The sequence below is a fragment of the Jeongeupia sp. USM3 genome, from assembly GCF_001808185.1.
Taxonomy (GTDB): Bacteria; Pseudomonadota; Gammaproteobacteria; order Burkholderiales; family Chitinibacteraceae; genus Jeongeupia.
In genome coordinates, this window is record NZ_CP017668.1 from 3621992 (window position 1) to 3640507 (window position 18516).

Here is an 18516-nt window from a genome sequence, read left to right on the forward strand (position 1 = left end):
GGTTGCCATGCGAGGCGAAATGGGACAACGGGGCGGCGGCCGGCGGGGCCGCGTGTTCGATCACGGCGACCTGCGCCTGGTGGTGCTGGCGCTGACGGCGCAAAGCCCGCGCCACGGCTACGAGATCATCAAGGCGATCGAGGAGAAGTTCGGCGGCAACTATGCACCGAGCCCCGGCGCGATCTACCCGACGCTGACCTTGCTCGACGAACAGGGGCTGCTGCGCGGCGAGGCCGACGCCGACGGCAAGCGCCGCTACACGGTCACGCCCGATGGCGAGGCGTACATCGCCGCCCACCGCGACACCATCGACGGCGTGATGGTGCGGATGGAACTGATGGCGCGCCGCATGGCCGGCCACATGCCGCCCGAGCGCGTGATGCAGGCGATGCAGACGCTGAAGCAGGCGCTGCTGCTGCGCGAGCACGGCTGGACCGATGCATCGGTCGCCGCCGCCGCCGCCGCGATCGAAACTGCCGCCAGGGAGATCGTCGATGGGCCACGCTAGGTTGTGTCGATCAGGCGCCTGTTGACGCGGCCCGGCGCAAGGCGCCGCGTCCTCCCCCGAACAACAAGGAAAGAAAATGGAACCGAATTACACCACCACCCGCGTGCGTCATCCGCTCAAGCTGCGCCTGATCACGGTAAGCAAGACCGAGCGCATTGCGCCGCACATGCTGCGCGTGACCTTTGCCGGCGAGTCGCTGCAGGACTTTGTCTCGGCGTCGCACGACGACCACGTGAAGCTGTTTTTCCCGGCGCCGGGGCAGGCAGAACCGATCCTGCCGTCACTGAGCGAAACAGGCCCGGAATACTCGGAAGGTGCGATCCGCCCGGTCATGCGCGATTACACGCCGCGCAGCTACGACCCGGTGGCCGGCGAACTCGTCATCGACTTCGCGCTGCACGGCGACGGCCCCGCCGCGGGCTGGGCCGAGCAGGCCGCGCCGGGACAGGTGATCGGCGCCGGCGGCCCCAAAGGCTCGTTCGTCGTGTCCGACGATTTCGACTGGTATCTGCTGGTCGGCGACGAAACCGCGCTGCCGGCGATCGGCCGGCGGCTGGCCGAGCTGCCGGTCGGTGCGCAGGCGATCGTCATCGCCGAAGTCGCCGACGCCGGCGAGCAGGTGGCCATGCCGAGCGAGGCGCAGGTGTCGCTGACCTGGCTGCACCGCAATGGCGAGCCTGCCGGCACGCCGCAACGCTTGGTCGACGCGGTGCGTGCGCTGGCACTGCCTGCCGGCGAGGGCCATGTCTGGGCGGCGGCCGAGCTGTCGGTGATCGGTCCGGTGCGCAAGGTGCTGGTCGACGAGAAGGGCGTCGACAGGAAACGCATCCGCGCCGCCAGCTACTGGAAGCACGGCGCCGTGGCGCACCACAGCGCGCTCGAGGACTGAGCCACAACCAAGGAAAAACGCCCATCGATGGCATTGTCGCCATAGGCACCTTGTGTCTTCATTGAAGACGCGTTTGTACGTCGAAAGGCATCGGTAGTTGTGAGCGCCAATGTAAATGTTTAAATGTTGGCGCTTTTCTTATGCATGCCGCAGGAAGACATGTCCGATTGATGACAAGAAAGCTAATAGTTAAAATCTTTTATTCTTACGAATTTTGTCTGAATTTAGATGGATATCGCTCAGCTTTTATCTGCTTTTGCCAGTGCTTTCAAACAAGACCGGCTGCCGTTGACGCTGCGGCTGGGGGATGGTGGCATCTTCGGCGAGCAGTTGCTGCCGCAGACGCTGCGTGCCGATGAAGCGCTGTCCACACCGTACCGCTACGAGCTCGAATGCCTGTCGCCCGATGCGGAGATCGAGCTAAAGACCCTGCTGGGTTTGCCCGCCGAGCTGGGTATCGAGACTGCCGACGGCGGCAGCGTGGTGCGTACCGGCATCGTGACCAGTGCGCAGTCGCTCGGTTCGGACGGCGGCTTTGCCCGATACCAGCTGATTATCGAACCGCCACTGGCGCTGCTGCGGTATCGCCGGACTAGCCGGGTCCATCAGGATCTGAGCATTCCCGACATCGTCAAAACGATCTTCACCGAACACGCGGCCAGCAACCCGGTATTCCAGTCGCACTTAGCGATCGAATTCGAACTTGGCCAGACCTACACGCCTCGGAGCTACTGCCTGCAGTACCGCGAGAGCGACCTCGACTTCGTCCAGCGCTTGTTGGCCGAGGAGGGGCTGAGCTACCGTTTCGTTCATCAAGGCGGTGATACGCCGATGGTGACGATGCGGGTGTTCGATGATGCCTATGCACTGCCACAACTGGCGCAAGCCAGCATCCGTTTTCACCGTGCCGACGCCACCGAAGAAGACGACACGCTCACCGCGTGGGACAGCCGTCGCCAACTCGGCAGCAACAAAGTCAGCCTGACCAGCTTCGACTACAAGCCGACCCGGACGCAGGATGCCGGTGACAGCAGCCGGACCGAACAGGGCAACGGATCACAAGCCGAGCTCAGCCTTGAAGACTACGACGCGCCGGGCTTGTATTACGGCCATCCGGAGCAACTGCAGCGCTATTCCCAGCTGCGCCAACAGGCGCATGACCTGAACAAGAAGGGCTTCAGCGGCGAAGGCACGGTTCGTTCACTCGAACCCGGCCAGTGGTTCACGTTGCTCGAGCACCCGGCGCACGATTTCGACGCACCGGAAGACCGCGAATTTACCGTCACCGGTCTGCGCTTCACCGCCAACAACAACCTGCCGATCGACCTGAGCCGTTTGCTGCCGTCATTGCAGAGTGCGAATCAAAACACTCAAGCAAAGCCGTTTACCGCCCAATTTGACGCCCAGCGTCGCGGCATCCCGCTCACACCGGCCTACGCCCATACCGAAGTTGCCAAGCCGACCGCACCGGGCAAGCAAACCGCGACGGTGGTCGGCCCCGGTGATGGCGAGGTGCACACCGACGAGCTCGGCCGCATCAAGGTGCAGTTCCACTGGCAGCGCCAGTCCGAACACCCCGAATATGGCGCCAACCTCGACGATAAGTCCTCGTGCTGGCTGCGCGTCGCCATGCCTTCGGCCGGTGCTGGCTGGGGCCACCAGTTCATCCCGCGGGTCGGTCAGGAAGTCCTGGTCGACTTTCTCGAAGGCGACATCGACCGGCCGCTGGTGACCGGCGTCGTCTACAACGGCAGCCACCCGGTGCCGGCGTTCAGCGGCGCCGGCTCACTGCCGGCGAACAAGACCCTCTCCGGCATCAAGACCAAGGAACACGGTGGTGGCCAGTACGGCGAACTGCTGTTCGACGACACCCAGGGCGAAGTCCGCACCAAGCTCTCGAGTGAGCACGGCAAGACCCAGCTCAACCAGGGCTTCCTGATCCACCCGAGAAGTGACGGCAAGGGCGCGCCGCGCGGCGAAGGTTTCGAACTCCGCACCGACGGGCACGGCGCCATTCGCGCCGGCCACGGTCTGTTGATAACTTCTGAGCCCGCCAACGGCGCCGGCGGCAACCAGCTCGACCGGTCACAAGCCCAATCCCAGCTCGACGCCGCATTCGAGCTGGCCAGCAGCCTCGGCGATGTCGCCACCCACCAGCTCGCCGACTCAATAGAAACCGGCCAGGAGACCATCAAGGACAACGCCAAGGCCGCCAAGACCCAACAAGGCCACCTGCACCACCTGAAGGAAGCGCTGGAGAGCTGGGCCAATGGCACGAACGCGTCAAAGGACGGCAAAGGCGAGCAAGCCGGCCAGCAGCCGCTGATTGTCATCAGCGCCCCGGCCGGCCTCGCCCAAACCACGCCGCAGAGCCAGGCCATCGCCGCCGGCAGCAACCTCGACCTGATCGCCCAGCGCGACACACAACAAACCTCGGGAAGGCGCTGGCTGCACAACGTCGGCGAACACATCAGCCTGTTCGTTGCCGGGGTAAAGGACCAGATCGCGCTGAAGCTGATTGCCGCCAAGGGCAAGGTGTACTTGCAAGCGCAAACAGACAATATCGACATCAATGCGGCCAAGGACATCCAGCAGACGGCGAATCAAAAGATCACGGTGAATGCCGGTCAGGAAATCCTGCTGACCGCCGGAGGCGGCTACATCCGGCTCAAGGGCGGCAACATCGAGATCCACTGTCCTGGGAAGATCGACGTGAAGGGTGCAAGCCACAGCTTCGATGGTCCTGCATCGCTGAACAGTGCATTACCGTCCGCCCCGCCACCAAAGGAGCGCTATCACGAGCAGTTCGTCGTGACCGACAAGCACTCCGGCCTGCCCATGGTGCACACGCCGTACCGTATCGAAACGGCAGACGGCAAGGTATTCCACGGCGTGACCGACGGGGAAGGCAGAACCAGCCGCATCCATACCGCATCCGCACAGCAACTGAAGCTCTTCCTGGATTGATCCGATGGCATATCAGCGCTCCACTGCCACCACGACACCCGCCGATCAATCCAGCCAGGCCATCACCGATGGCAACACCAACCCGCGCCCGGACTCCGTGGTTGCGACCCAGGCTGAACAAGTGCTGCTGTTTCTTCGTCCCGAAACGGGCGAGGTGATCGGGGTGCCTTCGCCGGATACTGCCGAGCTGCGCATTCACTATCACCGCTGGAGTGAGCTGGTTCGGGACTATCACAACGCCAACGCACTGTTGTTCGACTGTGAAGAGCGCCTGCAGATCCTGGCTGCCGCCGAAGCCAACAACGAAGTACTGCCCCCGGGTATCAGGGACGAAGCGGACAGCAACTGGAAGTTCGCGGTGAAGTGGCGTGATGAAGCCAACCAGAAACTGCGTGAAGAAATGAAACCGCTTGCCAGCACCGCCGGCTCCGGAAAAAAGCTGGTGGAACTCATTCCGCTGATGAGCAACGAAGGCGACAAACCGTATGCCGTAACCAAGAAGAACGAAGGCCCGAAGTTCGACGCAGGCAAGGCCAAGCAGTCTTGGGGGATTGCTGCCGGTGCAGGGCTGAAAGACCACTACAAGTACCCCAAGGACCTGTCTGAAAAGCTCATCTACGTTCGCTCGGACCGGCTCAAGCAAGGCTGGCCCACATTCAAGGACGCCGAGACGACCAAGTGGGACGAGGTCTACAAGAAGGATGCCAACGGCAAGCGCAAGCTCGACGAGGCCAAGCTGAAGAAATATGCACGCGAACAGGCCAAACAGATCAGCGTCAAGAGCTCGGATTTCGCCAAGATCAATTACGAGAAGTGCGACAGCATCCTTGGCGAATGGGGCAGGAAGTGGAATGAAGATCGCACGGTCAAACATTCAGCCAGCGCGACCGTTGGTGGCAAACAAGTCGCCGATATTGACCTCAGCGCCCAGGCCGCGCTGATGCGCTATCTCTACGGTGGCAGCCTGAACGCGACCTTCGACCCGTTCAAGACCGGCGTATCGTTCAAGGCCGAGGGCAAGGCCGAAATCTCGCTCGCCGAAGCCAAGGCGGCCGCAGACCTGTTTCTGCCTGCCCGTGATGGCATTCTGATGTGTCTGTACGACCTCAACGGCAAAGAGTACCCGCTGGGCGCAATCCGGCTTCAGATCGGCGCGGCGCTATCCGGTGTCGTCGGTGCCAGCATTGCGGCCGAGGTGTCGCTCGGCGTCGAGATGAAGGACAAGGAGCTTCCGAAGGCCAAGGGAAAGCCCGGCCGCAAAAACAGGAAGCGCGCCAAGAAAATGAACGTCTCGCCGACCGAGCCGACCGACGTCGCCGGTGCGGATGCCGAACTGAGCGCCTTTGCCGGCGCCAAGGCCGATGTCGAACTCAAGGGCGCGATGCAATGGCGCAATCCGGAAACCAAGGAGAAGACCTTTGAAGCCCTGGCCAGCATCGCACCGGGTGCCGGCGCCCAGGCAGGGCTGGGTGCGTCGGCCAAGTTCACGGTGCAGTACACCGATGGCTTGTTCAAGATCACGGCCCACGCCAGCCTGTGTGTCGGTCTTGGTGCAGAAGGCACCCTTTCGCTGGAGGTGAACGCCGTACAGCTGGCGTCGTTCATGATGTGGTTCAACTATCAGCTCTATCACGCCAATTTCACCAATGTCGGGATTATTGGTGATCGTGCTTTCGATGCCGCACGGGATATTTCTTTCCTAGCGATCCAAGCCGGCACAGATGCCGCGACGTACCTCGGACAATCAGTCAGAGAACTTGGACTTCGAGCACAAGGGGTCGGTCGGGCTTTAGACAAAGCCGAAGCGCGCCAGCAACTGGCCAAACGCATTTTGGCGACGCCATTTGCGTTGAAGTATTCGCCACCGGAAACCCGCGGCATGTTGATCTACCGGCTATCCCGCCACGGTGGCGCCGATGCCGTCGTCACCGGTGGCGGCGTCGGTGACCGCTACCTGCCGGCACAGCGCAAGGCGATCCTGCATATCCTGCGCCAGGCGCAGACCAAGGCCGATATCGACAACATCATCCAGCACATCGGTCCAAGCGGCGAAAAAGGCAGTTTCGATGCCAAGCTGGCCAGCCTGAAGAATTTCTTCAAGCTGGAAGCCGTGGGCAATCTCGACGTGCCGTTGATCGACAGCAGCTATGACGATCTGTTTCGTGACGACTATCAATCCCGCCCCGGCCAGGGGATGGGCGATGGCAAGCTGGCGCAGGCCGGCGGCGATTTTGGCCAATGGTATGACCATGTCTACGCCAGCCTGAAGAACGAACCAACGCGCGGTCTGCCGATGATGGCCAATGACACGATCCAGTACGCGCTGCAGCGGCAAGGGCAGGACGACCATCCGATGTTCGCCCTTGCCGGCCATAACGCGTATTACGCGTAGCGCTTATCGGTTCGGCAGCGGCTTGGTCGTGTTGACGACGCAGCGCAAGCCGTTTTCACTTTGAGCGCCGGGAATCAGCTTGCTTGGGTCATCCCAATCCTTGATCCGCAGCAGTGGATCACGTGCTCGCCGAAAAGCTGTGATGCCGTAAGCGCCACTATCATCGCCGTTGGGCCAACTGCGGGCGACCTTCTGCGTCCCGGTCTTCGGGCCCTTGGGGTCGATCTTCGGTGAGTGCGCATAGTAGTCCGGTGAATACCAGTCGAGCACCCACTCCTCACCATTGCTGCTCAGGTCGTACAAACCGAGCGGACTGGGGGGAAACAGCCCGACCGGATAGGGGCGAACGTCGCTCAATTCGCCGTCGGGGTCAGGAAGTGGACTGAGTAATGCCATATGCTTGCCCGAGCCGGGCACATTGCGCCCATGGTCGATATTGCCGTTGTCGGTCGGAAAAACGAAGTGCTGGCCGCGGCTGCGGGCCGCGTACTCCCACTGCGCTTCGGTCGGCAGATCGAACGGCAGCCCGGTAAGCTTGCCCAGCCACTGGCAATAGTCGCGGGCGCGCTGCCAGACCGCGCCGGCCGGCACATTTGGGGCACGGTATTGGCGATCGAATTCACCCATGACCGTGCGCGGCGTCTTGGTCGCATCGGTATAAGCATCAAACTCGGCGTACGTGGTCTTGTAGCGGCTGATATAAAAGCCGGTCAGTTGCACCGTATGCACCGGTCGGCTATCGGCCTTGCCGGTATACGGCCCCCAGTCGCCCATGTCGAAGCTGCCACCTTCAACAAACACCAAGTCGTCGACCACCTTGCGCTTCAGCTTGGCGGTCCGCTGTGCCAGCGGCCCCTCTGCCACGCCCTTGAGCGCCGCCGCCAACTCCGGCGATTGTGCCAACTTGGGCAGCGCCAACACGGCGTCGCCGACGATTTCAGGACTGGTGGATGGCTTGGGAGGTGGTGTAACCGCTGCCGTCGCTGCAAAGGAAAGCCCTGCAGCCAGTACCGTGATCAACGCCTTGTGCATCTGCAACATCGGTTCCGTTCCGTGGAGTTGTATCTTCTGCTGTCTGACTCGACCGGTCATCTTTATACCATGGCGCAAGCAAGAAAATGGCATGGACCCGGCAACACGGCCTGACGTTGCTACATCAAGATTTCGGACGATGGGGTGGTGCCGCAAAGCCGCCATATCCCGCGAGTCGAGCTTTCCCGGGAAGAGGGTCGAACTCAGCCGGGGTTTTTCCTTGGCGCCAGCAAGAGCGACGACGCGATCACCGCGCCGCCGAGCAGCATCCGGCCGATGTCGCCTTCCGGGTGGCCGATGACGAGGCTGATCGCGATGCCGACCGGGATGTGCATATTGTTCATTGCGCCGAGCCGGGCGGCGTCGACCATGCACGCGCCCTTGTTCCACCAGAAATAGCCGAGTGCCGTCGATACCAGGCCGAGGAACGCCAGTACGGCCCACTGGGCCTCGGTCGTCGGCAGCCGCGCCGGATTGCCGAACAGCAGGTACGACGGCAGGGCGACGAGCAGCGCGCCGATGAAGAAATAGCCGAAGCTGGCATGTTGCGGCAGCGGGCTCGGATGGCGGCGCAGCAGGTGCTTGTAGCCGATCTGGCCGGCGGCAAAGCTCAGGTTGGCCAGCTGCAGCAGCAGGAAGCCGGCGAGGTAGTCGCCGGTGAGCGCGTCGTAGCGGACGATGGCCGCGCCGGCGACCGCGACCATTGCCGCCAGCAGCGCACGCGGGTTGAAGCGCCGGCTCATCGCGTCGTCGATCAGCGTGATGTAGATCGGCGTGAAGATCGTGAACAGCAGCACCTCGGGCACGGTCAGGAAGCGGAACGCCCGGTACAGGCACAGATAGGTGACGCCGAACTGCAACGCGCCGACGGCGATCAGGCCGAGCCGCAGCGGCGGGCCGACCTGCCGCCAGCGCAGGAAGGGCAGGAATACCGCGCCGGCCAGCACGACGCGGGTCAGCACGGCAAAGTCTGCGTCGACCCGGCCGGCGAGCACCGCGCCGATCAGGTTGAACGACAGCGCCCAGATGACGGTGATGGCGGCGAGATAGGGCACGGCGGGCTCGATGAAAACGCGATGCCGCGATGATACCGGAGCCTTGGTGCTTGAAAATGCAACCATCGCCAGCACCTGCTATCGATCCGCTCCTGCCGAGCCCCAACCCTGCCATCTGCGAGCAACCACGATGAAGCGCCTGTCCGATCTCCGTTTTTCCGTCCTCGACCTCGCCACCATGGTGCGCGGCGGCAGCGCCGCCGACGCGTTCGCCCGCAGCGCCAAGCTGGCGCAGACGGCCGAGCGGCTCGGCTATACGCGCTTCTGGCTGGCCGAGCACCACAACCTCGACGGCATCGCCAGCGCCGCGACCAGCGTGCTGATCGGTCATGTCGCCGCGCAGACCAAGACGATCCGCGTCGGCTCGGGCGGCGTGATGCTGCCCAACCATGCGCCGCTGATCATCGCCGAGCAGTTCGGCACGCTCGAGTCGCTGTTCCCGGGCCGGATCGACCTTGGCCTCGGTCGCGCGCCGGGTACCGACGGCCAGACGGCGCGAGCGTTGCGCCGGCATCTGGTCGGCAACGAGCAGGAATTTTCCGACGAAGTCGCCGAGCTGCGCGGCTATCTGGCGCCAAGCCGGGCCGGACAGCACGTGCGGGCGATTCCGGGCGAGGGGCTGGACATCCCGGTCTGGCTGCTCGGCTCGGGTTCGTACGGCGCGCAGCTCGCCGGCCAGCTCGGCCTGCCGTTCGCCTTCGCCAGTCATTTCGCCCCGGACTACCTGCTGCGCGGCATCGAGTTGTACCGGCAGACGTTCCGGCCCTCGGCCCAACTGGCCGAGCCGTACGTGATGATGGGCGTCAACGTGATCGCCGCGCCGACCGACGCCGAGGCGGCCTATCTGGCGACGTCGATGAAGCAGCGCTGGCTGCGGATGATCCGCGACCAGCGCGGCCCGATCGACCCGCCGGTCGAAACGATGGACGGGCTGTGGAACGAGCTGGAAGCCGCGCAGGTCAACGCCCGGCTGGCCGCGTCGGCGATCGGCTCGCCCGAGACGGTGGCGCGGCAGTTGCAGGCGCTGCTCGACGCGACTCAGGTCGACGAGATGATCGTCGTGACCGACACCTTCGACTTCGAGCACCGGCTGCGCTCGTACGAACTGCTCGCCGACGTGGTCCGGCCGCGCTGATGTCCCGGGTCACTCTGTCGTGCTGGCGTTCCAGAACACCTGCTTCACATAGGGCCGCGCGACGAGCTGGCTGCTGATCCGTTCGAGCTGGGCCGAATCGACCGATGTCGACTGCAGCGTTGCGGTGATCGCGCCGGGGCAGGCAGAGGCGAACTACTACCGCAGTCTGAGCGAGCAGGCCGTGCCGGCCTGACTCACACGAAACAGCCTCAGCGAAAACCGGGGCGCTTCAAAAAGTCTCCAAAAGGTCTTGGTGTTATGGACGTCTACTTCTTCTTCAAACAGCGCACCGACCTCATCCGTCACTTCTACGATGCCGCCTCGGCGCCGTTTGTCGAAACGAAGCGGTGCATTCGGAACACACTCCCACCATTCGACGATCCGCCATACGACGACAGCGGAGAGCCGGCGTTCCTAAGCGAGTGGTTGCAGGCTGACGTCGAGCATGAATTGGTTGGTCGGGCGGCAGTCTCGATGTTGTCCGAGGCCTTGAAACAGTTCTTCGTCATGTGGGAGCGGCGCACGTGGGCCAAGCCGCCGTGTGCGAAGTGCTTCAAGAAAGCTTTCGAGTCCGGCTTCATCGCCGGCTATGTTGAATGCTTCGCCGGAGGTTTCGACCTCGACTGGTCCACCTGCCCTGCCGACCTGGACGTGCTGAAGCAAGTTGTGCTGGCGCGAAATCGGGCGCAACACTCAGACCTCGTTCTGGATCACTTGACCCATGACGAGAAGTCACTGCAGGCGTATCCAAGGCCGTTTTTCGTCCTCCCTGAAGACGAAGGACTGGACCCAACTGCCACCAACTTCCTCTCCCCAACAATCCACATCAGCCGCGAGAAGGTGTTGGAGGCGGTTGAGCACGCTGAACGGCTGGCATCCTGGCTGCAGCAGAAGATCGAAGAGCATCGGTATCTCAAATGGGCGAACCGTCAGGCGACCTGAGGCACAACTTTGACTAGCAGAACCACGCGGTATGCCTCGCCTCAGGCTGCTGGTGCCCGTCATCATGCGCCGCAGCGTTCACAAGGCCGAGCGCAGCGCCTGCCGCCAGGCGTGCCGGCGGAGACAGTACGTTCAGTACGGCAAGCCGGCACAACGACGCGGCAGCGGCCTTGTGAGCGTTGCGTTTATTGCCAGCCGTAGCGGCGGGCGTAGAACCCCTTGATCGCCTGCGTCAGCACCATATAGCCGAGCAGGATGCCGACCAGCCACGGGAAGTACGCCAGCGGCAGTGCCTGCAGCTTGAAGTAGCCGGCCAGCGGGCCCATCGGCAGAAAGATGCCGATCGCCATGATCACCGCCGTCATTGCCATAAGCGGCCAGGCGGCGCGGCTCTGGATGAACGGGATCTTGCGGGTGCGGATCATGTGCACGATGAGCGTCTGCGACAGGAGGCCGACGACGAACCAGCCGGACTGGAACAGCGTCTGGTGTTCGGGCGAGTTCGCACCGAATACGTGCCACATCACGACGAAGGTCAGGATGTCGAAGATCGAGCTGATCGGCCCGAAGCACACCATGAAGCGCGTCAGCTCGTCCGGGTTCCAGCGTTGCGGTTTTTGCAGCAGCTCGTCGTCAACGTTGTCGAACGGGATGGCGATCTGCGAGATGTCGTACAGCAGGTTCTGCACCAGCAGGTGCATCGGCAGCATCGGCAGGAAGGGGATGAAGGCGCTGGCGACCAGCACGCTGAACACGTTGCCGAAGTTCGAGCTGGCGGTCATCTTGATGTACTTGAGCATGTTGGCGAAGGTCTTGCGGCCTTCGATCACGCCCTGTTCGAGCACCAGCAGGCTCTTTTCCAGCAGGATCAGGTCGGCGGCTTCCTTGGCGATGTCGACGGCGCTGTCGACCGAGATGCCGATGTCGGCGGCACGCAGCGCCGGCGCGTCGTTGATGCCGTCGCCCATGAAGCCGACGACGTGGCCGCGCTCGCGCAGCAGCCGGACGATGCGCTCCTTGTGCATCGGCGTCAGCTTGGCGAACACCGTCGCGGTTTCGGCCACGGCTGATAATTGCAGATCGCTCATCGCGTCGATCCTGTCGCCGAGCACGACGCCGTTCACGGCCAGGCCGACCTCGCGGCAGACCTTGAGCGTGACCAGCTCGTTGTCGCCGGTCAGCACCTTCACGTCGACGCCGCTGGCCTTCAGCGCCTTCAGCGCCGGCGCGGTGCTTTCCTTCGGCGGATCGAGGAAGGCGATGTAGCCGGCGAGCACCAGCTCGCGCTCGTCGGCGACGCCGTAGTTCGTCACGTCCAGCGGCACCGGCTTGCTGGCGACTGCGACGACGCGCAGTCCCTCGCGGTTCAGCCCGGCCGCGACGTCGCGGATCTGCGCCAGCAGGCCGGCGGAGAGTGGCAGCGTCTCGTCGCCGCGGCGCACGCGGGTGCACGCGGCGAGCACTTCCTCGAGCGCGCCCTTGCAGATCAACAGTTGCTGGTCGTCGCGCTGCTTCACCACCACCGACATCCGCCGCCGGACGAAATCGAACGGCACTTCGTCGACCTTTTCCCAGCCGTGATCGGCATCGAACTCGGCCCGCAGTTCGGCGTGTTCGAGCACGGTGACGTCGAGCAGGTTCTTCAGCCCGGTCTGGTAGGCGCTGTTCAGGTAGGCCATGTCGAGCACGGCGTCGCAGCGCTCGCCCCAGGCGTCGGTGTGGCGTTCGAGCGCGATCCGGTCCTGCGTCAGCGTGCCGGTCTTGTCGGTGCAGAGGATGTCCATCGCGCCGAAGTTCTGGATCGCGTCGAGCCGCTTGACGATGACCTGCTTGCGGCTCAGCACCACCGCGCCCTTGGCCAGCGTCGAGGTGACGATCATCGGCAGCATTTCCGGCGTCAGGCCGACGGCGATCGACAGCGCGAACAGCGCGGCCTCGGTCCAGTCGCCCTTGGTGAAGCCGTTGATGAACAGCACCAGCGGCGCCATCACGAACATGAAGCGGATCAGCACCCAGCTGACCTTGTTCACGCCGGCCTGGAACTGCGTCGGTGTGCGGTCCTGCGCGGTGACCTTCTCGGCCAGCGCGCCGAAGTAGGTCCGGTTGCCGGTGCCGATCACCAGCGCCGTGGCCGAGCCGCTGACGACGTTGGTGCCCATGAAGCACAGGTTGGCCAGCGCCAGCGGGTTGCGTTCGGCATGGTCGGGCTGGTCGGCAAACTTCTCGACCGGCAACGATTCGCCGGTCAGCGCCGCCTGGCTGACGAACAGGTCCTTGGCAGCCAGCACGCGCAGGTCGGCCGGAATCATGTCGCCGGCCGAGAGCTGGACGATGTCGCCCGGCACCAAGTCACGAATTGGCAGCTCCAGCCGGGCACCGCCCCGCAGTACCGTCGCGGTATTGCTGACCATGGCCTTGAGCCGGTCGGCGCCGCTGTTCGAGCGCTTTTCCTGCACGAAGCGCAGCACCGTCGAGATGCCGACCATGGCCGCGATGACGACGGTGGCCTTCATGTCGTCGGTGGCCGCCGAGATCAGTGCCAGCACCGTCAGCAGCACGTTGAACGGGTTGCGGAAGCACAGCCACAGGTGGGTCCACCACGGCATCGGCTTTTCGTGCTCGACCTCGTTCGGGCCGGTGCGCTCGCGCTTGGCGTCGGCTTCGCCGGTCGCGAGGCCGTCGGCGCGGCTGTCGAGCCGCTTGAGCACGGCGGCCGGAACGAGGTGGGAGAGGGCGATCAGCCGCCCGGACAGTTGCGACGACACCGACTGGCCGACGGCCTGGCCGCGCAGCACGTCGAGCAGCGCCAGACGCCGCAGTTGGCGGGCCGACAGGCCCTTTTGCAGGAACGCGAGAACGCGCAGTTTGATGAAACGCATAGTACTTCCCCGGCCGGGACGCACGCAGGCGCCCGGCTTGTACGGGTCGCGCCGACACGGCAGACAACGGGCGCAGCAGCGCTTCTTGCGGTGCCGGTCAAAGCCGGGCGCAAGCCGTCATCGCCGAGGGCGACACGAACGAACAGAATTCAGGAAGGGAGAAGAACGGATCCGCCGGATCCGGAAGACGCCACTACCCGCCAGATCGGCAAGGGCAGCGGCAGGGGAAGACCTGCGTTGACCTCGCCGCTAGCGACCGATATGCAATCGGCGACTAGAACCACTTTCCACGAGGGAACTCCATCTAAAAAGACCGGCGCAAGGTATACCGATTCCGGCCGTACTGTCCAGCGCCGAGGGCGCGGCAAAGGCGTCCGGCGCCGTTTTCATCGGGGCATGCGCCGGTTTCGTGACATTTTCACCATGCCAACGATGTACCGGCCGGTCTCCGGGGCAGAACCAGCCGGCGTCCGGATCAGGCCCGGATGGCGCCGGCTGCGGGCGTATTGCCGTGCGGCGGTGCACCGGCTGCGCCTGCGGCAGCAGGGGCGGGCTTCATCGTGGCTTAAGCTTCGGCTGCAAAGCTGCCCCGTACCTATATTGACCGGGTCGCCGCAGGCGGCCCGTCCAAGGCAGACCCCGTGGCCGGGGCCGCTACGGCGCCGGCCTTCCGTACCCGATGGATCGTTCCCATGCGCATACCCCCGCTTTCCCGCCTTTTGCTTTTCATCGTCGTCTACGGCCTGCTGGCGCTGTTCAGCATGAGCACGCGCGATCCGGTGACGCACTCGACCATCGTCTGGCCGGCCGCCGGCATCGTGCTCGGTACGCTGATGCTCGCGCCGTACCGGCAGTGGCCGGTCTGGGGCCTTGTGACCGTCGCGCTGCATGCCGGGATCGCGCTGCTGCACGGCCGGCCGCCGGCGGTTTCCCTGCTGCTGTCGGTGCTCAATCTGCTGATCATGGCCGGTATCGCCGCCGCGTGGCGGCGCAAGGCCGGCGAGCCGGCGTCGCTGACACGGCCGGACAGCCTGTTCTGGTTCGTGCTGCTGGTGCTGGCCGGCAGCATCGCCGGCGCCTACGCGTCGATTGCGGCGCTGCACGGTTTCGGTTTCGTATCGGTCAGGCTGAACCCGATGGTCTTTGCCATTTCGGACGGCGTCGGCGCGCTGATCGGCGCGCCGCTGGTCGTTGCCTGGGCGGGTTTTCAGCCGGCCCGTTCGGCCGGTGCGCCGCGGCGGATCGCATGGCAGGGGCTGCTCGGCTTCGTTGCGCTGATCGTGTCGGCCGAGCTGGCGTTCGACGGGCCGACCGCGACGTCGGTGCTCGCCTCGACCCAGTACGAGCTGTCCTACCTGCCGTTGCTGTTCGTCGTGCTGATCGCGATGGCGTGGCAGCGCCGCGGGATGACGCTGGCGCTGGTCGTGCTCGCCGGGATCGCCGGGCTCAACACCTATCAGGGCGAGGGGCCGTTTGCCGCGTCGGCCGGCCTGCTCGGCAACCCCTTGCTCGAAGTCCAGCTCTACCTCGGCGCGGCAGCCTTGCTCGGGCTGCTGATGGCGGCGATGAACGCCAGCCGCGACGAGGCGCTGCGCGAGGCGCTGGCGTGGAAGGTGCGGTCCGAAGGCATGCTGCTCGGCACCCGTCAACTGATGTACGAGGTCGACCCGCGCAACGGCAGCGCGGTCTGGGCGGGGCAGCTTGGCGAGCTGCTCGGCCTCGAGCCGGCCGAGCTGCCGACCCTGACGGCCTTTCTCGAGCGCGTGCATCCGGACGACCGGGCGCGCGTCGCGGCCTATGCCGAGCAACGCGGCAATGGCGATACCGGCGCGCTGACCCAGCGATTCCGCTTCCTGACCGGCTACAACGACTACGTGACCCTGCAGGACATCGGCGCGCCGGTGGTCGATTTCGACGACACCGTCTACCGGATCGGCGGCCTGCTGCGGCTAGACGAGCGCGATGCCGGACAGGACTGAGGCGATGGACTCCGCGGACACACCCGTCGGCGTGCTGCTGGTCCACGGGCTCGGCGGCACGCAGTACGACCTCGGCTCGCTGCACAAGATCCTCAAGCGTGCCGGCGTCGAACCGTACACGGTGACGCTGCCGGGCCATAGCGGCAAGCCCGAAGACCTGCTCGATGTTCGCGCAGAGGACTGGGTCGAAACGGTCGAAGCGCGCTACCGAGAGCTGGCTGCGCAACATCCGACGCTGCACGTGGTTTCGATGTGTCTCGGTTCGCTGATTTCGGTCGAGGCGCTCAAGCGCATCGAGCAGCCGTCCGGCAAGCTGGTGCTGCTGGCGCCGCCGGTGTTCCTCGACGGCTGGGCGACGCCGTGGTACTGGATTTTCCGCCACGTTGTTTACCGGATTCCGTACTTTGCCCGCAGCATGAAGATCGCCGAAGAAGAACCGTTCGGCGTCAAGAACGACCTCGTGCGCAGCATCGTCAAGGCCAAGTTCGAACGCGGCGACGATTTCCACTACCCGTGGGTGCCGCTGGCGTGCATCAAACAGGTCGACCGGCTGCGGCGCTGGGTGAGCAAGGGGCTGGCCGCGGTGCGCAGCCCGACGCTGATCATCCACGCCCGCGAGGACGACCTGACCAGCCCACGTTCGGCCGAGTTTCTGGTACGCGAAATGGGCGGGATGGCGCGGATGGTGCTGCTGGAAAACAGCTACCACATGATCTGCGTCGACAACGACCGCGATCAGGTCGCGATCGAGATGCTCAGGCACCTCGAGCTCGACCCTTCCGTCGTCAGGGTGCGGACCCGCGCGCGCGGCTGATTCGCCGGGCTACCAGCCGCCGGCGCGGTAGGCCGACTCGATCAGCCGCACGGTGGCCGCCGCATCGGTGCCGGTGACCGGCGCGGGACGTCCGGCAGCGAGGCTGTCGAACCAAGCGTCGAGCTCCTGCCGGTACGGGTCGACCGTCGAGAAGGCGAGGTCGTCCAGTGTCAGGCCGGCTGGCGACGCAAGCCGGACCCGTGCCGGGTCGAAAGCGGCATCGCTGCTGATCGTGGCATGCTCGAAACGCAGGCAGAAGCCGTGGCTGTTGTCGGGGAAGGCGGTGCCGCCGAGGTAGTGCGCGCTGGCGCCGTCGGCAAAGCGCAGCTGCAGCGCGACGGTGTCCTCGAGCTCGTGCGGCGACGGCAGCCGCTTGCTGATCTGCGTTCCGATCGCTTCGGGCTCGCCGAGCAGCGTGCGCAGCCAGTCGAGCTCGTGCGCCGCCACTTCGTACAGATAGCCACCGCTGCCGGCACGCTGGCCTTTCCACGGCGAGATGCCCAGGAAGTCGTGCTCCAGCCGCCAGAACGACAGATGCAGCGCCCGCCCCAGCCGCCCCGAACGGTACAGGTCGGCAATGGCGCGGTAAGGCTCGAACCAGCGCAGCACATGGCCGACCATCAGCGGGGCGCCGGATTCGGCAGCCGCGGCGTTGATGGCTTCGCAAGCGGCATTGCCCAGCGCCATCGGCTTTTCCAGGAACAGTGCCTTGCCGCTCCGGGCGGCGCGGATCGCGTTGTCGCGATGCTGTGCCGGCGGCGTGGCGATCAGCACCGCGTCGAGCCCGGGCTGGCCCAGCAGCGCCGCGTCGTCCGCGCAGGCACGGGCGCCGAACTGCGCCGCGGCCTTGGCGCCGCGGGCCGGATCGACATCGGTGACGGCGACAATGCGTGCCCGGCCGCTCTGTACGGCGGTCTGCGCCAGAAACATGCCGAACTGGCCGCAGCCGATCAGCCCGAGGCGGAAGTGCATCATGGGGAAGTCCTCATCATGGCCAGCGAGACCGGTGTGCCGAGGCGTGCGGCCGCCAGCGTTGCGTAATGGGCATCGACCTGCTCGAGCATCAGCGAGGGTGAAACCGGCAGCGCGCCTTCGGCGAAAAAGCGGCGCATCTGCGCGAACAGCAGCGCATAGCCGACATCGAAATCGATCTCGGCCGCCGATTGCTTCTGGCCGTACAGCTTCAGCGTGAAACCGTACCAGTCGCTGTCCGGGCCCAGCAGCGACAGCACGCCGCGTACCGGGCCGATGGCTGCGTCGGCCGCGTATTCGACGATGACGCTGGCCGGTGCGTGCAGCCGGTGCGGGTCGCCGTCGGTGCACGGCAGTTCGGCATGGACGATGCGCGCCAGCCCCGGCCCCAGGGTGCTTGCGAGGCAGGCGTAAAGATGCGGCAGATACCAGTCGGCGGTGTCGGTCGGGCCGGTCAGCGTGAAAAAACGCAAGGCGCCCAGGTCGGCGAGTGCCTGCCTGACGGTGGCCGCAGCGTGGGTGTGCAGCAGGGCGGACGCCGAATAGACCGCGCCGCCATGCCGGTCGGCGAGCGCCAGCAGTTCGCGGGCATCGGCAGGGCTGCCGGCCATCGGCCGGTTCAGGAAGACGCGCCGGCCGGCGATCAGGTGGGGGCGGGCCAGCGCGAGGTAGTCGCGCGGGTCGAGGCTGGCGATCACGATGCCGTCGCACCCATCGCCGGCCGCCTCGGCCGAGGGAGCGATCCGGGCGCCGGTTTCCGTTGCCAGTGCGGCGGCGATGTCCCGGTCGGCATCCCAGATACACGCCGCGATCAGCCCGTGTTCGGGTTGCCGATGCCATTGTCTGGCCCACATGAGCCCGTGGCTCGCCGGGTCGCAGCCGACGATGCCAAGACGCAGCGACCGGTGATGTGCGCCATTCATGAGCGTTTCCTTATGGATTGGGCTCATTG

At 65.0% G+C, this 18516-nt stretch carries 13 protein-coding genes; 8 read left to right on the top strand and 5 right to left on the bottom strand.

The window, feature by feature from the left end; genetic code table 11:
- Window positions 1-7: 7 nt before the first annotated feature.
- From BJP62_RS17030 to BJP62_RS17045, 4 genes are all read left to right on the top strand, one after another.
- Complete coding sequence (locus BJP62_RS17030; RefSeq protein WP_070531708.1) at window positions 8-508, top strand: PadR family transcriptional regulator; 501 nt, start codon at window positions 8-10, stop codon at window positions 506-508.
- A gap of 76 nt (window positions 509-584) precedes the next feature.
- Window positions 585-1397 (top strand): siderophore-interacting protein, encoded by an 813-nt coding sequence (locus BJP62_RS17035; RefSeq protein WP_070531712.1) that lies wholly within the window; start codon window positions 585-587, stop codon window positions 1395-1397.
- A gap of 228 nt (window positions 1398-1625) precedes the next feature.
- Entirely contained in the window at window positions 1626-4364 is a 2739-nt protein-coding gene (locus BJP62_RS17040; protein WP_070531715.1) for a type VI secretion system Vgr family protein, read from the top strand.
- Window positions 4365-4368: 4 nt separating this feature from the next.
- Window positions 4369-6756, top strand: coding sequence for a hypothetical protein (locus BJP62_RS17045; protein ID WP_070531718.1), 2388 nt, complete (start codon window positions 4369-4371; stop codon window positions 6754-6756).
- Between the two features lie 3 nt (window positions 6757-6759).
- Here the strand turns inward: BJP62_RS17045 and BJP62_RS17050 are convergent, their stop codons facing one another.
- On the bottom strand, window positions 6760-7797 hold the full coding sequence (locus tag BJP62_RS17050; RefSeq protein WP_168163851.1) for an SUMF1/EgtB/PvdO family nonheme iron enzyme: 1038 nt from the start codon (window positions 7795-7797) through the stop codon (window positions 6760-6762).
- Window positions 7798-7991: 194 nt separating this feature from the next.
- On the bottom strand, window positions 7992-8843 hold the full coding sequence (locus BJP62_RS17055) for a carboxylate/amino acid/amine transporter (protein WP_070532926.1): 852 nt from the start codon (window positions 8841-8843) through the stop codon (window positions 7992-7994).
- Window positions 8844-8973: 130 nt separating this feature from the next.
- Here BJP62_RS17055 and BJP62_RS17060 point away from each other — a divergent pair, with 130 nt between their 5' ends.
- Both BJP62_RS17060 and BJP62_RS17065 read left to right on the top strand, forming a co-directional pair.
- Window positions 8974-9978, top strand: a complete 1005-nt coding sequence (locus tag BJP62_RS17060; protein ID WP_070531723.1) for an LLM class flavin-dependent oxidoreductase — start codon at window positions 8974-8976, stop codon at window positions 9976-9978.
- A gap of 258 nt (window positions 9979-10236) precedes the next feature.
- Window positions 10237-10920, top strand: coding sequence for a hypothetical protein (locus BJP62_RS17065; protein WP_070531726.1), 684 nt, complete (start codon window positions 10237-10239; stop codon window positions 10918-10920).
- A gap of 185 nt (window positions 10921-11105) precedes the next feature.
- On the opposite strand, the gene mgtA is transcribed toward BJP62_RS17065, so the two are convergent.
- A complete protein-coding gene (mgtA, locus tag BJP62_RS17070) occupies window positions 11106-13799 on the bottom strand; it encodes a magnesium-translocating P-type ATPase (RefSeq protein ID WP_070531729.1) in 2694 nt (897 codons plus the stop codon).
- 692 nt (window positions 13800-14491) lie between these two features.
- Here mgtA and BJP62_RS17075 point away from each other — a divergent pair.
- Both BJP62_RS17075 and BJP62_RS17080 read left to right on the top strand, forming a co-directional pair.
- Window positions 14492-15778 (top strand): MASE1 domain-containing protein, encoded by a 1287-nt coding sequence (locus BJP62_RS17075; RefSeq protein ID WP_083300995.1) that lies wholly within the window; start codon window positions 14492-14494, stop codon window positions 15776-15778.
- 4 nt (window positions 15779-15782) lie between these two features.
- Window positions 15783-16592 carry a carboxylesterase gene (locus tag BJP62_RS17080; RefSeq protein ID WP_070531734.1) on the top strand — a complete coding sequence of 270 codons (810 nt, stop codon included), beginning with the start codon at window positions 15783-15785 and terminating at the stop codon, window positions 16590-16592.
- A 9-nt stretch (window positions 16593-16601) separates the two neighbouring features.
- On the opposite strand, the gene BJP62_RS17085 is transcribed toward BJP62_RS17080, so the two are convergent.
- Window positions 16602-17567, bottom strand: a complete 966-nt coding sequence (locus BJP62_RS17085; RefSeq protein ID WP_070531738.1) for a Gfo/Idh/MocA family protein — start codon at window positions 17565-17567, stop codon at window positions 16602-16604.
- Window positions 17564-18487, bottom strand: coding sequence for a Gfo/Idh/MocA family oxidoreductase (locus BJP62_RS17090; RefSeq protein WP_070531741.1), 924 nt, complete (start codon window positions 18485-18487; stop codon window positions 17564-17566). Before BJP62_RS17090 ends, BJP62_RS17085 begins: the two co-directional genes overlap by 4 nt.
- Window positions 18488-18516 lie beyond the last annotated feature (29 nt).

What these genes read in the sequence shown, in the direction of transcription:
- BJP62_RS17085 (WP_070531738.1), bottom strand. Translation starts at nt 17,567, where the DNA reads ATGATGCACTTCCGCCTCGGGCTGATCGGCTGCGGCCAGTTCGGCATG.
- BJP62_RS17065 (WP_070531726.1), top strand. Translation starts at nt 10,237, where the DNA reads ATGGACGTCTACTTCTTCTTCAAACAGCGCACCGACCTCATCCGTCAC.
- BJP62_RS17060 (WP_070531723.1), top strand. Translation starts at nt 8,974, where the DNA reads ATGAAGCGCCTGTCCGATCTCCGTTTTTCCGTCCTCGACCTCGCCACC.
- BJP62_RS17040 (WP_070531715.1), top strand. Translation starts at nt 1,626, where the DNA reads ATGGATATCGCTCAGCTTTTATCTGCTTTTGCCAGTGCTTTCAAACAA.
- BJP62_RS17075 (WP_083300995.1), top strand. Translation starts at nt 14,492, where the DNA reads ATGCGCATACCCCCGCTTTCCCGCCTTTTGCTTTTCATCGTCGTCTAC.
- BJP62_RS17080 (WP_070531734.1), top strand. Translation starts at nt 15,783, where the DNA reads ATGGACTCCGCGGACACACCCGTCGGCGTGCTGCTGGTCCACGGGCTC.
- BJP62_RS17030 (WP_070531708.1), top strand. Translation starts at nt 8, where the DNA reads ATGCGAGGCGAAATGGGACAACGGGGCGGCGGCCGGCGGGGCCGCGTG.
- mgtA (WP_070531729.1), bottom strand. Translation starts at nt 13,799, where the DNA reads ATGCGTTTCATCAAACTGCGCGTTCTCGCGTTCCTGCAAAAGGGCCTG.
- BJP62_RS17045 (WP_070531718.1), top strand. Translation starts at nt 4,369, where the DNA reads ATGGCATATCAGCGCTCCACTGCCACCACGACACCCGCCGATCAATCC.
- BJP62_RS17035 (WP_070531712.1), top strand. Translation starts at nt 585, where the DNA reads ATGGAACCGAATTACACCACCACCCGCGTGCGTCATCCGCTCAAGCTG.
- BJP62_RS17090 (WP_070531741.1), bottom strand. Translation starts at nt 18,487, where the DNA reads ATGAATGGCGCACATCACCGGTCGCTGCGTCTTGGCATCGTCGGCTGC.
- BJP62_RS17050 (WP_168163851.1), bottom strand. Translation starts at nt 7,797, where the DNA reads ATGTTGCAGATGCACAAGGCGTTGATCACGGTACTGGCTGCAGGGCTT.